At 71.0% G+C, this 19665-nt stretch carries 12 protein-coding genes; 4 read left to right on the top strand and 8 right to left on the bottom strand.

All coding sequences use genetic code 11. The annotated features are described in order from the left end of the window. Nucleotides 1-35 precede the first annotated feature (35 nt). Nucleotides 36-2765, top strand: a complete 2730-nt coding sequence (locus ABIA35_RS12095) for a cell wall-binding repeat-containing protein (RefSeq protein WP_370357897.1) — start codon at nt 36-38, stop codon at nt 2763-2765. Here the strand turns inward: ABIA35_RS12095 and ABIA35_RS12090 are convergent. Further along, entirely contained in the window at nt 2762-4090 is a 1329-nt protein-coding gene (locus tag ABIA35_RS12090; RefSeq protein WP_370357896.1) for a PLP-dependent aminotransferase family protein, read from the bottom strand. The two genes, ABIA35_RS12095 and ABIA35_RS12090, sit on opposite strands and share 4 nt — an antisense overlap. Nucleotides 4091-4268: 178 nt before the next feature. Between ABIA35_RS12090 and ABIA35_RS12085 the strand changes: the two genes are divergently transcribed. The 3 genes from ABIA35_RS12085 to ABIA35_RS12075 all read left to right on the top strand — a co-directional run bounded on the left by ABIA35_RS12085 (nt 4269) and on the right by ABIA35_RS12075 (nt 6709). Continuing rightward, nucleotides 4269-4670, top strand: coding sequence for a PaaI family thioesterase (locus tag ABIA35_RS12085; RefSeq protein WP_370357975.1), 402 nt, complete (start codon nt 4269-4271; stop codon nt 4668-4670). Between the two features lie 97 nt (nt 4671-4767). Further along, the gene (locus tag ABIA35_RS12080) at nt 4768-5439 is read left to right on the top strand and encodes a TetR/AcrR family transcriptional regulator (protein WP_370357895.1); all 672 of its coding nucleotides are present in this window, start codon (nt 4768-4770) and stop codon (nt 5437-5439) included. Between the two features lie 25 nt (nt 5440-5464). Further along, nucleotides 5465-6709, top strand: coding sequence for an MFS transporter (locus ABIA35_RS12075; protein ID WP_370357894.1), 1245 nt, complete (start codon nt 5465-5467; stop codon nt 6707-6709). Here ABIA35_RS12075 and ABIA35_RS12070 read toward each other — a convergent pair. The 7 genes from ABIA35_RS12070 to ABIA35_RS12040 form a co-directional block, all read right to left on the bottom strand. Beyond that, entirely contained in the window at nt 6675-8525 is a 1851-nt protein-coding gene (locus tag ABIA35_RS12070) for a toll/interleukin-1 receptor domain-containing protein (protein ID WP_370357893.1), read from the bottom strand. The two genes, ABIA35_RS12075 and ABIA35_RS12070, sit on opposite strands and share 35 nt — an antisense overlap. 37 nt (nt 8526-8562) lie before the next feature. Continuing rightward, nucleotides 8563-9720, bottom strand: coding sequence for a helix-turn-helix domain-containing protein (locus tag ABIA35_RS12065; RefSeq protein ID WP_370334524.1), 1158 nt, complete (start codon nt 9718-9720; stop codon nt 8563-8565). A 114-nt stretch (nt 9721-9834) separates the two neighbouring features. Next, nucleotides 9835-11484 (bottom strand): glycoside hydrolase family 13 protein, encoded by a 1650-nt coding sequence (locus ABIA35_RS12060; RefSeq protein ID WP_370357892.1) that lies wholly within the window; start codon nt 11482-11484, stop codon nt 9835-9837. 128 nt (nt 11485-11612) lie between these two features. Further along, nucleotides 11613-14576, bottom strand: a complete 2964-nt coding sequence (locus ABIA35_RS12055) for a CBM35 domain-containing protein (RefSeq protein WP_370357974.1) — start codon at nt 14574-14576, stop codon at nt 11613-11615. 83 nt (nt 14577-14659) lie between these two features. Further along, nucleotides 14660-17095, bottom strand: a complete 2436-nt coding sequence (locus ABIA35_RS12050; RefSeq protein WP_370357891.1) for a choice-of-anchor D domain-containing protein — start codon at nt 17093-17095, stop codon at nt 14660-14662. Nucleotides 17096-17352: 257 nt separating this feature from the next. Further along, the gene (locus tag ABIA35_RS12045; protein WP_370334516.1) at nt 17353-18366 is read right to left on the bottom strand and encodes a LacI family DNA-binding transcriptional regulator; all 1014 of its coding nucleotides are present in this window, start codon (nt 18364-18366) and stop codon (nt 17353-17355) included. 72 nt (nt 18367-18438) lie between these two features. Next, nucleotides 18439-19506: a LacI family DNA-binding transcriptional regulator gene (locus ABIA35_RS12040; protein WP_370334514.1), complete on the bottom strand. Its 1068-nt coding sequence runs from the start codon at nt 19504-19506 to the stop codon at nt 18439-18441. Nucleotides 19507-19665: the final 159 nt, after the last annotated feature.

Genomic DNA, 19665 nt, shown 5'->3' with positions numbered 1-19665 from the left:
TTTCGACGGCGTCAGAACGGGCCCACGGAGGAAGAGTGTCAAGACCACGACGTATCACTGCGATCGCGCTGTCGTCCATATCCGGGTTCGCCGGGCTCGCGCCGATCGCCGCCCACGCGGCCGGCGGCGGTCCCGTCGTCATCCACGTCGACGACGCACCCGGCGTCCACTGCTCCGACACCGCCGCCGGCGCCGGGAGCGTCGCAGAGCCCTTCTGCTCGGTCGGTGCGGCCGTGGCGACTGCGACGCCCGGGTCCACCGTGCTGGTCGCGGGACTGACGGCCACGGGAAGTGTCGGGAGCAACGAGAACCGCCACGTCGTCGAGACCCCGATCACCCCGCCCTCGGGGACACCGGGCTCGCCGGTGACCATCGCCGCCGCGGACCCCGGCGTCGAGCTCGACCCGGGGCTGTCGAACCAGCCGGTGTTCGACCTCGACGGCGTCCACGACGTGACGATCAAGGGCTTCTTCCTCGCCCAGGACGGGGAGTCGGCCGTCACCGGCACGGGTGGGGCCCGGCTGACCCTGACCGGCAACTCCATCGCCGGCGCCGTGCACCTCACCGGCACGACGGACGCCACCGTCACGGACAACATGTTCTGGACCGGGATGACCGTCGACGGCAACGCGACCGGCACCGACATCGCGATGAACGTCTTCATGCAGTACGACGGGCTGAGGGTCGTCGACGCGCCGCACACCGAGATCGTCAGCAACACCGCGAGCGCCACGGACATCAATATCGGCGGCGCGTCCCCCGACCCGGTCATCGAGAACAACGTCGCACGCACGCTGTGGGTCAGCGGCGACGCGATGACCGGCGCGACCGTCGACTACAACATCCTCAACGGCGGCCAGTACGCCGCCGACTACAACTGGGGCACCACCACCTACCAGAATCCGGCCGCCTTCCAGGCCGGCACCGGCTTGGGCACCCACGACCTCGACGGCGATCCGAAGCTCATGCAGGGCTGGTCGCAGACGTACATGCCCGCAGCCGGCTCGCCGGTCATCGGCTCGGGCGACCCCCACGCGCCGGGCGTTCCGGCCACGGACTTCCTCGGCCAGCCGACGGCCGGCGCGACCCTGGACCGCGGCGCGGTCCAGGACACCGGCCTCGGCGAGACCAAGCTGACGATCGGGCTCGTCACCGACGCTTCGACGTACCGGACCCGGACCTTCACCGCCGCACGCGCCGGAGACCTGTCCTCGACCGGCGTCACGTACTCGTTCGACTTCGGCGACGGCCACGTCCAACCGGCGAGCTCCTCGCCGACCGCGACCCACACCTACGCCGCCGACGGGGACTACACCGTCACCGTGACCGTGAAGGACGCCGCCGGTCACAGCATCCAGACATCCCAGGGCCTCATGATCCTGCCGCGCTCGCGTCCGGACCTGGTCATGGCCACGAGCGGGATGAACGCCAGCGGGTACGTCTACGTCGAGGCGCAGCCGCCGGGCGGATACCAGACCAACTATGTGCCGCAGGGCTGGTACGACTTCGACTGGGGCGACGGGAGCGCGGTCTACCACGGCGGCAGCAACGGGGCCGCGCACGTGGTCGGCTACGGGCACACCTACGCGCCGGGCAGCACGCCGACGATCACAATGCGGTACACGGACAGCGCCGGATGGCAGTGGGCGTGGACGTACGACCCCGTCCACGACGTCCAGAGCCCGACGGTCGGGAACCCGCCCTCGCCGGGCGGGTGGATCCTTTCCGGAGGGACTTCCGGCGGTGGCAACCCCGGAGGCGGGGGCGGTGGCGGGACCGGGGGCGGCGGAGGCGGCGGCGGCACCACCCCGGGCGGCCCCACCGGCACCGCCGGCCAACCGGCCGTCACGCGCCTGGGCGGATCCGACCGCTACACGACCGCGCGGACCGTCTCGCAGGCCCAGTGGCACAACGGCGCGGCGGACGCCGTCATCCTCGCCCGCGGCGACAAGGCCCCTGACGCCCTGGCCGGCGTCCCCCTCGCCGCGCACCTCCACGGCCCCCTGCTCCTGACCGATCCCAAGGCCCTGGACGGCGCCACGCGCGCCGAGATCGACCGCGTCCTGGGCGGTCCGGCGTCGAAGAAGACGATCGACATCCTCGGCGGCGCCGACGCGGTCTCCCCCACGATCGAGCAGGAACTGCGCAAGGCCGGCTACACCGTCAACCGCATCGGCGGCACCGACCGTTTCAGCACCGCGCTGGACGTGGCGAAGGCCTTCGGCCCGGCCACCGAGACGATCGTGGCCACCGGCCTGGACTTCCCCGACGCCCTCACCGCGGGCCCGCTGGGCGCGGTCCGCAACGCCCCCATCGTCCTGTCCGACGGCACGAGCCTCGACGCGGCGACCGCCGCGTTCGTCAAGAGCCACCAGACGATCGACGCGGTCGGCGGCCAGGCGGTCAAGGCCGTGGCCGCGGGCGCGCCGGGCAAGACCGTCCACGACCTCGCCGGCACCGACCGCTTCAGCACCGCCCAGGCGGTCGCGGCTGCGGTCGTGGCCACCACGGGCCACACTCCGGCCGGCGTCGGCGTGGCGTACGCGTTCAACTTCCCCGACGCCCTGACCGGCGGCGCGTACGCGGCCAACGCCGGTCAGCCGCTGCTGCTCACCGACGCCACGACGGTCGCCCCCTCGGCGCTGTCGTCGCTGCAGAGCTGGCGCGCCACCCTGACCGCCGTCGAGATCTTCGGCGGAACCAAGGTTGTCAGCCAGGGCGCGGAGGACACCATCGCGAAGGCGGTCGGCGGCGTCGAGCGCTAACCCCGGACGACCGCCTCGGCGACCTGGCGCAGCACCACGCCGAGGCGGTCTCCTGCCACCGATGCCAACGCCAAACGCAGCGCGTTCGGCGCGAACGGCGGCACCGCGAAGGCGTCGCCGGTGGAGACCAGGATGCCGTGCTCGGCGAGACACGCGGCGACCTGATCGGCGCGTGTCTCCTCCGGCAGCGGCAGCCAGCCGGAGTAGCCGGCGGGATGGGCGATGTAGTCGACGTCTGCGAACGCCTCCCGCGCCGCCGCCTGCCGCCATTGGGCATCGGCGCGGCGCTCGGCCTCCAGCTTCTCGACCGTCCCATCGCGCAGCCAGCGCGTGACCAGCGTTGTGATCAGGCTCGGACTCCCCCAGGTCGAGGTGCGCAGGGCCCGGGTCAGTGCGCTGAGGAGGTGGTCGGGCGCGACCAGGTAGCCGAACCGCAGGCCGGTCGCCAGGTTCTTCGACAGGCTGCCGACGTAGACGGTCCGCTCCGGCGCCAGGGCTTGCAGCGGCGGTGGCGCGACCGATTCGAGGAACGCGTAGGTCGCGTCCTCGATGATCATCAGGTCGCGCTGTCGAGCGAGCGCCGCGATGCGTTCCCTGTGCTCGGTGCCGAGCACGAATCCCAGTGGATTGTGCACGGTCGGCATGAGGTAGAGCACTGATACCGCGCGGCGCGCGCACAGTGCTTCCAGCTCATCGACGTCGGTCCCGTCGGCATCGCAGCGCACTGCCGCCAGCTCGACGTGGCGCGCGGTGGAGACCAGCTTCGCACCCGGATACGTCACCGCATCGACGGCCATGACCGCGCCCGGGGCGAGCAGCGCCGCGACCGCGACGTCGATCGCCTGCTGCGCACCGGACGTGACCAGCACGTTCCCCGGCGGGACGTCCACCCCGCGATCCAGCAAATACGTCGCCACCGCGGCCCGGTCGTGCTCGCGGCCGCCGGGCGGATGCTGTGCGAGCAGCGCCTCCAGGTCGCCTTCGTTAGCCAGCTCCCGCAGCGCGCGCCGCAGCGTCTCGCCCTGGCCCGGCGCCAGCGGTTGGTTGAACGACAGGTCGGCCACGCGTGTGGGCAACGGGAGCCGTCGCGGTTCCAGGCCGCTGTAGCCGCTTTGGTCGCGGACGAAGGTGCCGCGTCCGACCTCGCCGCTGACCAGGCCGGCGGCGGTCAGCTGCGCGTAGACCCGGCTGACTGTCGCCACCGCGATGCCGCGCTCGCGGGCCAGCTCGCGGTGCGTGGGCAAGCGGGTGCCGGCCGGCAGCGCGCCGGAGCGGATCGCGGCGGCGATCTCCTCGGCGATCGTCTTGTAGTGCTCGGTGCGCATCGGGCGTCCTCGGCCCTCGGCTGTCCCCGTCTGTCCTCAGGACAATTCGTTGATTGTCCCAGGCTACGGCTTCTAGCGTGGCGGGGTGCCAGAACCACAGCTCACCGGCGATCTCCCGGTCTTGGAATTCCTTCAGCGCCAGCTCGCCGGGGCCCTCGGCCCCACTGACACCACACATCTGCGCTATCCGACCGCGATCTCTGACCTGCTCGGCTTCCGCATCACCGCGGTCGGCCCCGGCACCGCCTCGGTCGAGGTCACGGTCGACGCCGCGGCGCTGCACGGCAACCAGCAGGGCACGCTCCACGGCGGCTTCCTCACCGAGCTCGCCGACGCCGCGATCGGCACGGCGCACTCCACGGTGGTGGCCGCCGGCGAGTCGTTCACCAGCATCGACATCCGCGCCACGTTCCTGCGGCCGGTGTGGCGCGGCACGCTGACCGCCCACGCGCGGCCCTCGCATTCCGGGCGCACGATCACGCACTACGTGTGCGACGTGCTGCGCGAGGACGGCAAGGCGGTCGCGAGCGTCACGAGCACGATGATGACGCTGCGCAGGGAGGGCGCCGCCGGGCGCTAGGCGGCTGATTCCGAGGAGCCGGGAATCGATTCGGGCATCGCGACGTTCTCCCGTGTATCCTGAACGCATCGTTCAGGAATTGAGGAGAAGCATCGCGATGAGCCCGAGTCCGCCCGACCCGTCAGACCCGTCGGACCCGCCGGCGGCATCACGCCGCGGCCGCCCGCGGAGCCAGGCCAGCCGCGAGGCGATCCTGGCGGCGGCCGGCGAGATCATGATGGAGGGCGGGCTGAAGGCCGCGACGATCGACGCCATCGCCGCGCGCGCCGGCGTCGGCAAGGCGACGGTCTACAAGTGGTGGGATTCGCGCGGCGCGGTGGCGCTGGAAGGCTTCATGGCCAAGGCCGCCGACTCCTGGAACCTGCCCGAGGACGCCACCGCGCCGGAAGCGCTGCGGATCATCGCGCTGGCCGCGGTGAAGCTGTTCACCGAGTCTTCCGGCGGTCCCCTGATGCGGGCTTTGACCGCCGACGCCCAAGCGCAGCCCGACCTGGCGCGAGCGCTGCGGGAACACTGGCTGGCCCCGCGCCGTGCGGTCACGGCCGAGATCATCCGTCAGGGGATCCGTCGCGGTGAGCTGCGGCCCGACCTCGACACCGACGTGGTGATGGACCTGATCTTCGGGCCCGTGTACTTCCGGCTGCTCTATGGGCACGCCGAGCTCACCGAGTCCTTCGTGGAGCAACTCGTCGACAACGCGCTGGCCGGAATCACGCCTCGCACAGAGTCGCGCGCGGAGCCGCGCCCCGTCGCCGAGATACCGAACTAACCGTTCAATTAATAGGAAGTGCACGTTGAGTAACACCATCGAATCGCCCGTCATAGCGCCCGCCGCGCCGACGGACTCATCGCGGGCTTTGCGCTGGACCGTGCTGGCCCTGGCCTTCGCCTGCGGTGCGAGCGTGGCGAACCTGTACTACGCGCAGCCGCTGCTCGGCCCGATCGGCCGCTCGCTCGGGGTCGGCACGGGCACCGCGACGCTGATCGTGACCATGACCCAGATCGGCTACGCGCTGGGCCTGATGTTCGTGACGCCCCTCGGCGACCTGCTGGAGAACCGGCGCCTGGTGACCAGGACCCTGATCGTCACGGCGGCCGTCCTGATCCTGGCGGCCACCGCCCCGAACATCGGCGTGTTCCTGGCCGCGAGCGTGCTGGTGGGCCTGACCTCGGTGGTGGCCCAGATACTGGTCCCGCTGTCCTCGCATCTGGCGCCGCCGGAGATCCGCGGCAAGGTCGTCGGCCAGGTCACCGGCGGGCTGCTGCTGGGCATCATGCTGGCCCGCTCGGCCTCCAGCCTGCTGGCCACCGCCTGGGGCTGGCGCTCGGTCTACGTCGTGTCGTCGGTGATCATGCTGGTCGTCGCGGTCCTGCTCCGCCTGCGCCTGGCCGAGCGCAAGCCCGAACACACCGCGAGCTACCCCGCGCTCCTGGCCTCGACGTTCCGTCTCGCCCTGCGCGAGCCGCTCCTGCGCCGCCGCTCGTTCTCCCAGGCGGCGATGTTCGCGGCGTTCACGGCGTTCTGGACGGCGGTCCCCTACGAACTCGCGGACCGCCACCACCTGAGCCAGTCGGGCATCGCCCTGTTCGCCCTGGTCGGCGCCGCCGGAGCCGCCTCCGCCCCGGTCGCCGGGCGCTTGGGCGACCGCGGCCACGGCAAGGTCGCCCGAGGCGCGGCGCTGGGCCTGGCCATGGTCGCGATCGGAGTCGCGGCCGTGGGGGCGGCGCACGTGGCGCTGCTGGCGGTGGCCGCGATCCTGCTGGACTTCGCGGTCCAGGGACACCACGTGCTCAGCGTCCGCGACGTCTACGGCCTGAGCACCCATGCCAGAGCACGGATGAACTCGCTGTACATGACCGGCGTGTTCGTCGGAGGCGCCGCCGCCTCCGCCGCGACCGGCACGGTCCTGAGCGGGCACGGCTGGTCCGGCGTGATGGGGCTGGCCGCCGGCCTGGTGGCGGCCGGCATCGCGGTGTGGGTGTGGGAGACCCTGAAGGCTCGCCTCACGGCGAACCGGGAGTCATCTCCCACAACGTGATCGTGTGATCCCGGCCCCCGCTGGCCAGGATGCGGCCGTCGGGGCTGAACACGACCGTGTAGACGTTGTCGGTGTGGCCCCTGAGGGGCAGGCCGATCGCGGTGGGGTGGGCGGGGTCGGCCACGTTCCACAGCCGGGTCGTGTGGTCGTCCTGGCCGCTGGCCAGCGTACGGCCGTCGGGACTGAACGCCACCGTCGTGACTTGCTCCACCTCGGGGCCGATGGGCATGCGGCCGACCTGGGCGGGGTGGGCGGGATCACTCACGTTCCACAACTGGATCCACGGGTCGCCCTGCCCTCCGACGGCCAGGGTGCGGCCGTCGGGGCTGAACGCCGATGCGGCCGGCGCCAGTCCGGACGAGTCCTGACCCTGACCCAGCGCCACCGGATGGCTGGGGTCGGTCACGTTCCACAGACCGACCTGCCCGATGGCCGAGCTAGCCAGCGTCCGACCGTCAGGGCTGAACACCGCCCTGTCCACCGCGGAGCCGGTGTCTGTCTGGGTCAGCAGCACGGGGGCGGCGGGGTCGGCCACGTTCCACAGCTGGAACCAGGTGTCTTCGTCGGTGACCGCGATGGTGCGTCCGTCAGGGCTGAAGGCGACCTGCCAGACGGGATGCTCGAAGCCGCCCACCGGCTGCCCCAGCGGGGTCGCATGAGCGGGATCGGTCACGTTCCACAGCCGGATCGTGTGATCCCAGCCGCTGCCGACCAGGGTGTGGCCGTCGGGACTGAACGCCAAGGACAGGACATCGTTCGTGAAGCCGGTCAGGGGTGCGCCTAACTGCGTGGGATGTGCGGGGTCTGTCATGTTCCACAACCGGATCGCGCCGCCCCCGGGGCTGCCGTCGCCGTTTCCGCTGCCGACAGCCAGGACGTGCCCGTCGGGACTGAACGCGGACGCGAGGACTTGCCTGCCGTCGGCTTCGTCGAGCGGGGATCCGATCGGCGTCGCGGTGACTGTTCCGGACGTGCCGGACACCGCTTTTCCGGACGTGGCAGAGCCGCCCGCCGCGCCACCGGGCACCAGTACGCTCCTGGCCGCCTGCGCGGCGGCGGGGCTCTGCGGCGATGCGGCGGCGCCGGATACGGCCTGGAAGACTCCGTACCCGCCTCCGCCGAGGAGTGCGGCCGTGGCCGTCAGGGCGAGGGCCGGGTTCGCCACGGCCCACCTGCGGAGCTTCTGCACGACGTGGACCGTGGCGCCGGCCTCGGCCGCCACTGAGACCCCGTGTTTGCCGGTGTTCACCGCGGTGGAACCGCTGCCGCCGTACACCGTGGTCTGGTGGCGCACGGAGGTCGCGGCCGAGGCGGGACTCGACGCCTCGGACTGCACTGTCGGCGCCAGGCCGGGAAGGATCCCGGCCAGCTTCGACGCCATTTCCTCCAGCGCCGGCTGGGGTTGCGTGTCCGGGATGCGCAGGAACTGAAGCGTCGCCAGGCCCGCGATGTCGGCGGGCAGCTGGGTCGCCGCCGGCAGCATCGTCGCGTCCCCCAGCAGCACCGGGATCACCAGGTTCCCGGACGTCATCGCCGTCCGGATCTCGCGGCGCACCCAGTCCTGGTCCCGGTGCAGCAACTGCTGCTGACCGGTCTCGTCCGCCGCGAACAGCCAGCCCGGACCGATCAGCACCAGCATGATCCGGCACTCGGCAGCCTGGCGCAGCAACGCGTCCGGGAAGGCGGTCCCCGGGGTGATCGACTCCCCCGACTGGAACACCCGATCCGCGCCGAAGCGACCGGTCAGCGTCTGGTGGACACGTTCCCGCAACCACCGCGCGTCGGTTTTGCGGAAGCTGATGAAGATCGTCGACATCGGACTCCTTGACGAGAAGGACGGACCATCAAGCCGGTCAGCACCCGACTGACCGCAGCTCGTTGCGAACCGTCGCCGAATCCAGACGGTCGGCCGCCGGACGCAGACCGGCGAGGACTTCGCGCGCCCGGCCGGCATCGCCGGCCCCGGCCAGCGCCGCGGCGTAGCGCACGACGAAGCGCTGATGCGCGTTGTCAGCGACCGGCAACCGGGCGAACTCGGCTTCGAAGAGCCGCACGGCTCGGCCGAAGTGCCCCAGGGCGACCAGACACGACGCCTCGACCAGGCCCAGCGTCTCGGGCGTGGCCCGCGGACCCCACCCCCAGCTGCCGGGGGCCGGCTCCGGGTGCCGCAGGATGAGCTCTCGGGACGTCTCCAGCGCCCGGCGGCACGACCGTTCATCGCCGGTCAGGGCATGGGCTTGTGCTTCGCGGCGCGCGGCGAAGGCCCGGATCCGGGCGGCCGCCGCGACGTCCGGCAGGTGTCCGCCGCCGGCTCCCACGGCGGACACCTGCCGGACCTCGGCGGACACGGCCGGATGGGCCGCGGCCCGGCGGGCGAAACCGATCGCGCTCTTCGCATCGCCGCGATGCTGCGCGATCAGGGCACGTCTGACCAGCGCATAGGCCGCCATCGTCGGGTCTCCCCCGCGATCTGCGCACTGCACAGCCGTCTGGCACCAGCGGATGGCGGACACATCGTTGCCCGACTCCTGAGCCATCCACCCCGTGTACTCCGCGAAGCGCGCCGCCAACAGCCACAGGGCGCGGCCGTCGTCGCCGTCGACCCCCGCCGCGCCGTCACGGAGCACCCGCACCGCCGCGACGAGCGGGCCGAGAACGAAACGCGGCCCGGTCGACCTGCCGAGATCGCGCAGCGACTCCAGCACCGCCGTGTACCCGACGACCAGCGCCCCCGCGTCGGGCGCGAGCGGCCCCACCGGCGCCGGGACGAGCGCGATGAGTTCCCCGCCCCCGCCGAGCACCCGGTCGCAGATCTCCGCCAGCTGCCGCGAGGGCCGGCGCTCGGACCGCTCCAGATTGCCCAGGTGCGAGACGGAGATCCTCGTCCGCTCGGCCAGCACCGAAAGCGACCAGCCCCGCGCCGCACGCAGCTCGGCCAAACGCCGCCCGAAGCCGGGCGACGCGACCGCGGCGGCGGGCAGCCCCTCCCCTGCACCGGAGCTCGCGTCCATGGAAGTCAGAGTACGTAAACGCACCGCCACACACCGCTGATTCGAGCAACGATCTTATTCAAGCTCGCGGGAATGCGCGGCTGGTGGCTTGGCCACGCGTGGCGAACCGGTCCTCTAGGAATCCGCGCCCAGCCACACGGCGGCGTTCGACGGAAGCAGGTCGCCGGTCACCGCCTCGCTGCTGGCCAGTACCCGATGCCCGTGGGGAAGGGCGATCGGGCGGTCGGAGAAGTTCACCATGCAGGTGAAGGCCTCCGAGCGCGAGAACGCCAGGACGTCGGCGCCGGAGTCGATCCAGGTCACTTCGGTGGGCAGCTGCGCGATCAGCTTGCGGCGCAGCGCCAGCGCGTCCTGATACAGGTTCAGCATCGACTCGGGGTCCGTACTCTGCCGCGCGACCGTGCTCTGCTGCCAGCCGGCCGGCTGCGGCAGCCAGGGTTCGGCCTGCGGGTGGGGGCCGGAGAAGCCGAACGGGGGCGCGTCGCCGGACCACGGCAGGGGGACCCGGCAGCCGTCGCGGCCGCGGTCGGTGTGGCCGGAGCGCTCCCAGGTCGGGTCCTGGATGCGGTCCGCGGGGATGTCGACGACCTCGGGCAGGCCGAGTTCGTCCCCCTGGTAGACGTAGACGCCGCCGGGCAGCGCCATGGTCAGCAGCGCCGCCGCCCGCGCGCGGCGGGTGCCCAGGGCCATGTCCGACGGGTCGTCGTGGCGCTTGTGGCCCATGTCGAAGCTGGTGTCCGCGCGGCCGTAGCGGGTGACGTGCCGGATCGTGTCGTGGTTGGACAGCACCCAGGTCGGCGGGGCCCCGACGCCGGCGTGGGAGGCGAGCGTGTAGTCGATGACGTCGCGGATCGCCGCGGGTTCCCACGCGCTGCACAGGAACTCGAAGTTGAAGGCCGAGTGCAGCTCGTCGGGACGCAGGTAGCGCGTGTACTGCTCGGGGGTCGGCAGCCAGATCTCGCCGACCATCACGCGCTCGCCGTCGTAGGAGTCGGTGACCCGGCGCCAGGCGCGGTACACGTCGTGCACTTCGGGCCGGTCCTGGTAGGGAAGGTCGTCAGGGATCGGGACGGGACCGACGTCCGGAAGCCCGTGCTTCTTCATCAGCCCGTGGGCGACGTCGATCCGGAAGCCGTCGACCCCGCGGTCGAGCCAGAACCGGAGGATCTCCTCGAAGGCGGCGAGCGTCCCGGGGTCCTCCCAGTTCAGGTCCGGCTGCTCCGGGGTGAACATGTGCAGGTACCACGGGCCCGGGCTGCCGTCGGGCTCGGTGATGCGCGTCCACGCCGGTCCGCCGAAGTACGCCTGCCAGTCATTGGGCGGAAGCTCGCCGCCGGATCCCCTGCCCTCGACGAACCAGAAGCGGTCGCGGTCCGGCGAGCCGGGGCCGGCCGCCAGCGCCGCCTGGAACCAGGGATGCTGATCGGAGCAGTGGTTGGGGACGATGTCGATGATGATCCGCAACCCGTGCTCGTGCACCGCGTCGATCAGTGCCTCCGCCTGGCCCAGATCCCCGAAGACCGGGTCGATGTCGCAGTAGTCGGCGACGTCGTACCCGGCGTCGGCCATCGGCGAGACGTACCAGGGCGTGAGCCACAGCGCGTCCACTCCGAGATCACGCAGGTACGGCAGTCTGGAACGGATGCCGGCGAGGTCCCCGATCCCGTCCCCATCGGCGTCGGCGAAGCTGCGGACGTAGATCTGGTAGATCGACGCGGTGCGCCACCAGGCGGTCGTCGCGGGGCCGGTGGTGGTTTCAGGCATGGAGGTTCCCGTCTGTGTGGTTCGCAAGCTTCGTACGTCGTGCCGATGCCGGTGCAGGAGCCGGCGCCGACCCGGTGTCGCGAAGCGGAGCGACGCGACACCGGGTCGGGCGAGTGCTGCGATGCGGACTACCAGCCGCTGTCTCCCGGTCCCCGCGTGATCGCGTAGTTCCCGGGGTTGTTCAGACCGCCGGAGGCCGCACCGGTGACGGTCACGTAGTTCGCCGTCATCCCGCCGCCGGTCAGGTTCCTGATGTTGATGCCGTACGTCCCGGCACCGCTGATCGCCAGATGGTCCAGCGTCAGGTTGGAGATCTGCTTGCCGTCGCCCATCAGCACCGCCTCGTAGGTGGCGTTGGTGATCGTGTTGTTGGAGACGGTCACCGGCTGAGTCATGTCGGACTGGCTCGCGTAGAGCCACAGCGCGCCGATGCTGGAACCGGCGTTGTATTCATAGGAGCCGGTGCGCGTCAGCGCGTTGCCGGACACCGTGGTGGGACCGTTGAATCCGGCGCCGAAGCGGGTGCTGATGGTGATACCGGAGCCGAAGGCGACAGTGTCGGAGACCTGATTGCCGACCACTGCGTTGCCGCTTCCGCCGTAGACGCCGATCCCGTTGGCCTGGATCGGGCTCTCGGCAGTGTTGTCGACCAGCGAGCAGTTCACGACGTTGCCGCCCTCGGTGTCCAGCGCGAGGTTGTCGTCGCCGGTGTTGCGCACCTGCGACTGGTCGATCCGGGTCCCGCTGCTCCCGCCGTGGACGTGGACGCCGTCGGCGAAGACGTCGCGGACGCGCAGCCCGGAGGCATAGAGCCCGACGGCGGGAACCGCCCACAGCCCGACCTTGGTGTGCTCCATCCAGACGTCGAACAGCAGCGAGCCCTGAGCGAAGGTCCCCTCGATCGCGGCCGCGCCGGAGTCGTTGTTCCGCGAGGTCTGGTCGCCGGAGATGGTCAGGTCGGCGATCTGGTTCACGCCGGCGGTGGTGTACAGACCGCCGCTGCCGTTCTCGGCCGTGGACTGGATCGTCGTGTACCACTCGCCGGCGCCGCGCACCGGGACGCCGTTGATGTTGATCCGGCCGGAGATGTCGTAGGTCCCGGACGGGAAGTACAGACCCGTGCCGGTCCCGGCCAGCGCGCTCAGCGCGTTGTTGATCGCCGAGGTGTCGTCGGCGCCGTTGTTCGGCGTGACGCCGTAGTCGGTGATCGGGACGAAGTTCGCCGGTATCGCGAAGGCCGCGTCCACCTGCTCGGTGTCGATGACGTCGAAGGTGTAGGAGGCGGCGGTGTCGGCGGCGTCCTTCTGGAGCTTCAGCACCGTTCCGGCGGGCCAGTTGCCGATCAGGGCCCTGGTCTCGTCGTAGAAGTGGTGCGCGGCGCCGCTGCTCGGGGAGTGCGTGTCGTAATAGCCGCCGCCGTAGAGCCAGGAGTACTTGGTGGTGAGGGTGAGGTCCTGAATCTTGTTCCCGTTGGCGTAGAGCGCGATCGGGGCGCTGGCCGTGGAACCGTCGGAGTTGTCGGGGATCGAGTAGCGGACCACGATCGAGTTGGTCGGGTGGGTCAGCGTGACCTGCATGTACTGCCCGGTGGCGGTCAACTGGACCGCTCGGCGGCCGGTCGATTCGGCCTGGATGCTCGGATAGCTGGTGCTGGCCGGCAGGACCGTGCCGTTGGTCTGCGTCTGCGGACTCGTCGCGGTGTACTCGGTGTATGGGAGCGTCGCGCCGACGGCAGCCAGCGCGGTGCCGTTCGCGACCGTGACGTTGTCGATGGCGACGTTACCGCTGTCGCCACTGTCGTGCTGGAGGCCTATGAGGTTCTCACCGGAGCGCAGGGCGATGTTCTGCGCAGAGGTCAGCCATCCGCTGCCGGCCGGCAGCGAGAGCTGGCGGCTCTTCAGACCGTTGATGTACAGCGAGATCGTCTGCGCCGAGCCGCTGGTGTTCGCGTAGCGAAGCGTCACGGCGTCGGTGCCGGCGGTCGGCACCTCGGCGTCGACGACGGTCTCGGCGCCCTGGTTGGTGAAACCGGTCAGGTAGCCGGTGCCGGTGTAGCCGCTGGTCGAGGTCGCGACGGTCGGACCGCCGACGGTGAAGGCGGTCTCGGCCTCGTAGGTCGCACCGGACGGCGGCGGCGGGCTGGAGCTCGGGGAGGTCGACGGCGTGCTGGACGGCGTGCTGGACGGCGTGCTGCTCGGCGTGCTGGTCGGTGGAGTGATCGGGGCGACGACGATGTTGTCGAGGTTGACGTTGCCCAGGTCCGAGGAGTCGAACTTGTAGGAGACCGTGTTGCTTCCCGAGTTCAGGCTGATGGTCTCGGTCTCGGTCCCCCACGTGTCCCAGTTCGCCGTGGCCGGGAGCAGGATCTGCTTGAGCTTGGTGCCGTTGACGTACAACGACAGCGACATCTGCGCGCCGGTGCCGTTCGCATAGCGCAGCGTCGTCGTCGTGGATCCGGCGGCGGATTCCGGCACGCTGAACGCCGTGTTCGCAGAACCCTTGTTCGTATCGGTGTAGCCGCCGACGAAGCCGGTACCGGTGTAGTTCGCGTGGTCGCTCTCGACGACCGCGCCGCCGGACAGCGCCGCGCTCTCGGCCTCGAACTGGCCGGCCGGCGGCGGCGTCGGCGGGGTGACGGTGATGTTGTCGAGGTTGACGTTGCCGAGGTCGGAGGAGTCGAACTTGTACGAGATCGTGTCGCTGCCGGCGTTCAGCGCGACCGTCTCGGTCTCGGTCGTCCAGGTGTCCCAGTTCGCGGTGGCCGTGAGCAGGATCTGCTTGAGCTTCGTGCCGTTGACGTACAACGACAGCGACATCTGCGCGCCGGTGCCGTTCGCATAGCGCAGCGCGACGGTCTCGTTCCCGGCAGCGGAGGCGCTGACGGTGAAGGCCGTGTTCGCAGAGCCCTTGTTCGTATCCGTATAGCCGCCGACGAAGCCGGTACCGGTGTAGTTCGCGTGGTCGGTGGCGACGACCGCGCCGCCGGACAGCGACGCGTTCTCCGCTTCGTACGTCGTACCGGCGGCCGACGCCGAGTGCGCCATGGCCCAGACGGCGACGGTGGCGAAGGTGACCGCTCCCGCGGTCGACATCGCCAAGGCCCGTCTGCGTCCTCGAACCGCAGCGAGTGGTCTGTGGGGGATGGGGGTGGGTGTGGGGGACATGATCACTCCTTTCAGTGCGCGTACGCTTCGAACTCGGACAGCTGGGCGGCGGGCCAGCCGGTGTTGCCGGTGACGGTGAGCGTCAGGGTGCGGACACTCTGGGCGGGGAAGGTGATCGTCACCGAGTTGCCGGCGACCGCCGGGTCGAAGACGTAGTCGGCGGAGGCCACCAGCGGCGCGCCGTCGGCCGAGACCGCGATCGTCTGGGTCCGCGCGCCCCAGTTCGGCGGCAGCTTCAGCACGATCCGGTCCACCGAGACGGTCTGGCCGAGGTCGACGGTCGCGGTCTGCGGGAACGTCCCGTCGGCGCTCTCGAAGTAGGTGGTGGGGTCGCCGTCGGTGAGCTTGTCCGGACCGCACCACGAGCACTGCTGGGAGCTGGAGGTCGCGGTCCGTCCCAGCGCGAGGTCGCCGTTCGGGTCGTAGCCGACGCCCTTGAGCCCGACGACGTAGGGACCGGCCGGCGAGGTGCTGTCGATCGTGAGCAGCCCCGTGAAGTTGCCGGACGTGGCCGGGTCGAACCCGACGTGGACGGTGCACGACGCGCCGACCGCGATGGTCCCGCAGGGGTGGTCGGTGGTGAACCCGGCGGGCGCGGTGATGCTCTGCACGGTGATGGGCTTCGGCCCGGGGTTGGTGATCGTGATCGGCTGGGTCGCGGCGGTGTTGAGGGCCTGGAAGCCGAAGTCGACGCCGGCGGCCTTGTCGATCGTCAGCGCCCCGCTCGGCGGGAAGCCGCAGGCGGTGGTGTTCCAGCCGGCGTTCAGCCCGGACTTGGTGAGGGCGAATCCGCTGGCGCAGTCATAGGTTCCGGCGCGCGCGCCGAGACCGACCGCGACGACGTTCGAGAACGTCGCGGCGCCGGGGCCCTGGAGCTGCACGGCGAACGTCCCCGCGCCGGCGATGGCGACCCGGTCGACCGAGACGTTCGTGATGCTCTTGCCGACGAACTGGATCCCGGCGTAGGAGCTGTCCAGGAGCGTGTCGTCGTGGACGGCGATCGCGCCGGTCATCGGCGAGTCGGCGGCGTCGAACCACAGCGCCCCGATCTCGGTCGGGTCGTTGGGGACCAGGTCGCCGGTGCGCAGCAGGACGTCGCCGGCGATGGTCGTCGTCCCGGACAGCGGGACCGAGCCGAAGCGGTTGCCGACGTGGACGCCGCCGCCCTGGGTGACGGTGTCGGCGGCGAGGTCGTCGCTGACCGTGTTGTCGTGCCCGCCGTAGACGGCGAAGCCGTTGGCGAGCTGAGGCTGGACCACCGTGTCGTGGACGAAGGCGTTGTCGTGGTCGGCGTTCTGGTCGGACCACATCGCCATGCCGTCGTCGCCGGTGTTGCGGACGAAGGTGTTCTGGACCGTGACGTGGCTGACGCCGTCGTGCAGGTTGACGCCGTCGGCGGTGGTGTCCTGGATGCGGGTGTCCGAGACGGTCAGCCCGTCGGCCGGACCGTCGAACCACATTCCGACCTTGGTGTGCTGGATCCAGAGGTCGTCAACCGTCGAGCCGCCACCAAGCGATCCGCCCAGACCGCTGTCGGAGACGGAATCGTCGCGCATGGTCGTCTCGCCGAAGATGGCGAAGCCGCTCAGGTGGACGACGGTGCTGGGAGTCGGGGCGGGCTTGCCGAAGACGCCGACGCCCGCGCCGTGCAGGACCGAGTACCAGGGCCCGGCGCCGACGACCGTGACGGTGTCGACGGTGAGCTGGCGGGTGACGGTGAACGTGCCCGGCGGGATCCAGACCGTCCGGTGCGCGGCGGCGCCGGCGTCGATGGCGTTCTGGATCGCCTGACCGGAATCGGTCGCGCCGGTCGGGTCTGCGCCGAAGTCCAGGACGCTGAGGGAACCTGCCGGTGCTGCGGCTGCCGGCGCGACGTCCTCGAAGTCGGCGACGTCGACGGTCGTCGGGGCCGACGCCGTGATCCGCACCCGGGTTCCGGCGGGCAGGACCCGGCCCAGCAGGGCGCGGGTGTCGTCGAAGTAGTGGTGCTGACCGCCGTCGGCGGGGTTCTTGGTGAACGGGTAGTTCCCGTAGAAGTGCGAGTACTTGGCGGTCGTGGGCAGCGAGGCGAGCAAGGTTCCGGGCGCCTGGCCGCCGGCGGTGACCTGGAGCGTGGAGTCGGCGCTGCCGTCGGCTGTCGAGTAGCGGACGTCGACCGCGTCAGCGGGCTTTGCAAGAACGAACTCGACGTACTGGCCGGCGGCCAGCTGGACCGCGCGGCGGCCGGTGGCCTCGGCCGCGAGCTGGGTGAAGGCGCGCGAAGTGGCGGTGACGGTGCCGTTCGTCGCGGCGGCGTTCACCGAGTCGTACTCGGTGAACGGGACGCTCGCACCTGCCGGAAGCGGGGGCGCGGCGCCGGGTCCGGCAGACGCTGCCGGTGCCGGGACGGTCAAAGCGATCGCGGAGCCGACGGCGGCTACGACGATCACGGTCGTGGTGCGGAGCATCGTGACGTACTCCTGACGAGGGCATGGGGGTACCCAGGCGTGACCCTTCGCGCTGGTGGCGGGGTTACGTCAAGGTTTCGAGGTGGTGTGGTGCAGCGAAACCGTACGGCTCGGCGACCCCGAAGTCCATAGGTCAACGCAAAAAGTCGTCAAGATCTACGGATTTCCTTGCGCGCCAACGCAGGAACTCACGCACGACAGCGCGAAGCGGACAGTGAGGCGTGAAGCAGGGCGTGAAGCGAGGAGGCGTGCGGCGCTCAGTGCCGGACAGGACCCGTGGACGCGCGGACGATCAGCTCCGGCTCGTAGAGCGTCTCCTCGCCGAGCACGGCATGGCCGCTCATCTGCGTCTTCAAGGACTCAGCCGCGGCGGCCGCGATGGCCCGGACCGGCTGGCGGATGGTCGTCAGCGGCGGATCGGTGGCGATCATGTAGGGCGAGTCGTCGAAGCCGATGACCGACAGGTCGCCGGGAACGGACAGTCCCAGGCGGTGCGCCGCACGGACCGCGCCCAAGGCCAGAGCGTCGCTGGCGCATATCAGGGCAGTACAGATCACACCGGGGGCCAGCAGGCGGGTCGTCGCGGCCCGGCCGTCCTCGATCGAGAACCCCGTGTGGACGACCAGTTCCCGCCAGGCGCCCGATTCGACACCGTGGCGTTCGCAGTGCGCGACATAGGCGCCGAGTTTCCGGGCCGACGGGATGTGGCCGACCGGCCCCAGGACCATGCCTATCCGGGTGTGCCCCAGGGAGGCGAGGTGGTCCAGCGCCTGGTCCACGGCCGCGGCGTCGTCGACGCTGACCCGGCGGATGCCCTCGTTGCTGTCCGCCTCGTTGATCAGCACGATCGGGATGCCGCGTTCGCGCAGCTCGCGGGAGTACTCCGGGCCCGCGTCGGCGTAGGAGGAGCCGATGAAGATGATCCCGGCGACGTCGTGGTCCATGAGGAGCTTGATGTAGTTCGCCTCGGAGACCCCGTCCGTGGTCCGGGTGCACAGGACCGGCATCAGGCCCTGCTTCACCAGGCCGGCGGAGACCGATTCCACGAACGCCGGGAAGATCGGGTTCTGCAGGTCCGGGACGACCAGCCCGACCAGGCCGGCCCGGCCGTGGCGGAACTTGGCCGGGCGCTCGTGCCCCAGGACGTCCAGCGCCGTGAGGACCCGGTCCCGGGTCTCCTGGGCGATGGACGGGTGGTCGTTCAGGACGCGGCGGACCGTGGCCAGGCTGACGCCGGCGAAGGAGGCGACGGCGGAGAGTTTGGTGGCCACGGCGGTCAGCGTACAACCGATCTACGCAAGAAATGAAGAATTCACTGACGAGAATCGAGCAACCGCCATGAATCAGGCGGCGACCTGGGCGTTCGGATCGCGGACCGGGCCGGTCGAGCCGCGGACCACGAGTTCGGGCTCGAACAGCAGCTCCTCGACAGCGGTCCCCCCGCCCTCGACCTGGTTCAGGAGCATCGCCACCGCCGCCCGGCCCATCGCCTCGATCGGCTGGCGCACCGTGGTCAGCGGCGGGTCGGTGCAGTTCATGAAACTCGAGTCGTCGAATCCGACGACCGAGATGTCGCGCGGCACGTCCATCCCGGCGCGGCGCACAGCCCTTATCGCGCCCAGGGCGAGCACGTCGCTGCCGCAGACCACGGCCGTGACGCCCTGCTTCAGGGCGCGGGCGGTCGCCGCCCGGCCGCCCTCCATCGAGAACTGCGCGTGCTCCACGACCACGGACAGCGGCCGCGCGCCCGAACCCGGCCGGCCCCCGGAACGCCCGGAGCGCTCGGCCTCGGCCAGGAAGGCCGCGATCCGGCGCCGCGAGGGCATGTGGTCCTCGGGTCCGGCGATCAGGCCGATGCGCTCGTGGCCCAGCGATGCCAGGTGGCCGTAGGACTGCTCGCACGCGACCTCGTCGTCGGTGGACACACCGGGGAAACCGAGGTCCTCGACCGCCGCGTTGAACACGATCACCGGGACGCCCCGGGACCTCAGGCGCAGGTAGTGATCGTGCGGCGCGGCCGCCTCGGCGTAGTGGCCGCCGCAGAACACGACGCCGGAGACCTGCTGGTCCAGCAGCATGTCGACGTATTCGGACTCGGACAGGCCGCCGGTGGTGCGGGTGCACAGGACCGGGGTGAAGCCGCGCTGTGCCAGGGCGCCGCCGACCACCTCGGCCAGGGCCGGGAAGATCGGGTTCTGCAGCTCCGGCAGGACCAGGCCGATCAGCCGGGCCCGCTCCCCGCGCAGCTGCGTCGGGCGCTCGTAGCCCAGGACGTCCAGCGCGGTCAGAACGGCTTCCCGGGTGCTCTCGGCGACGCCGGGCTTGTTGTTGAGGACCCGGCTCACGGTGGCCTCGCTGACGCCGACCTTCTTGGCGACTTCGGAGAGGCGGCGGGCTGGCGTGGGAGTCATAGCCGCAACGATACGACGCTCTCCCGCAAAGACTTGCACCAGCCTGTTCAGAAACCTGAGCGTAATTTGGCGTCCACCCGACCACCGGAGCGCCGGTGCCGAAGATTTTCGCGGCCCGGACGCGAGCTCGGCACTGGCCCGGGCGCAGCCCGGCGACCT

This window comes from Catenulispora sp. MAP12-49 (assembly GCF_041262705.1).
In the GTDB taxonomy this organism is placed as follows: Bacteria; Actinomycetota; Actinomycetes; order Streptomycetales; family Catenulisporaceae; genus Catenulispora.
The sequence above is the reverse complement of the archived record's forward strand: the minus strand, read 5'-3'. Positions and strand labels throughout refer to the sequence as shown.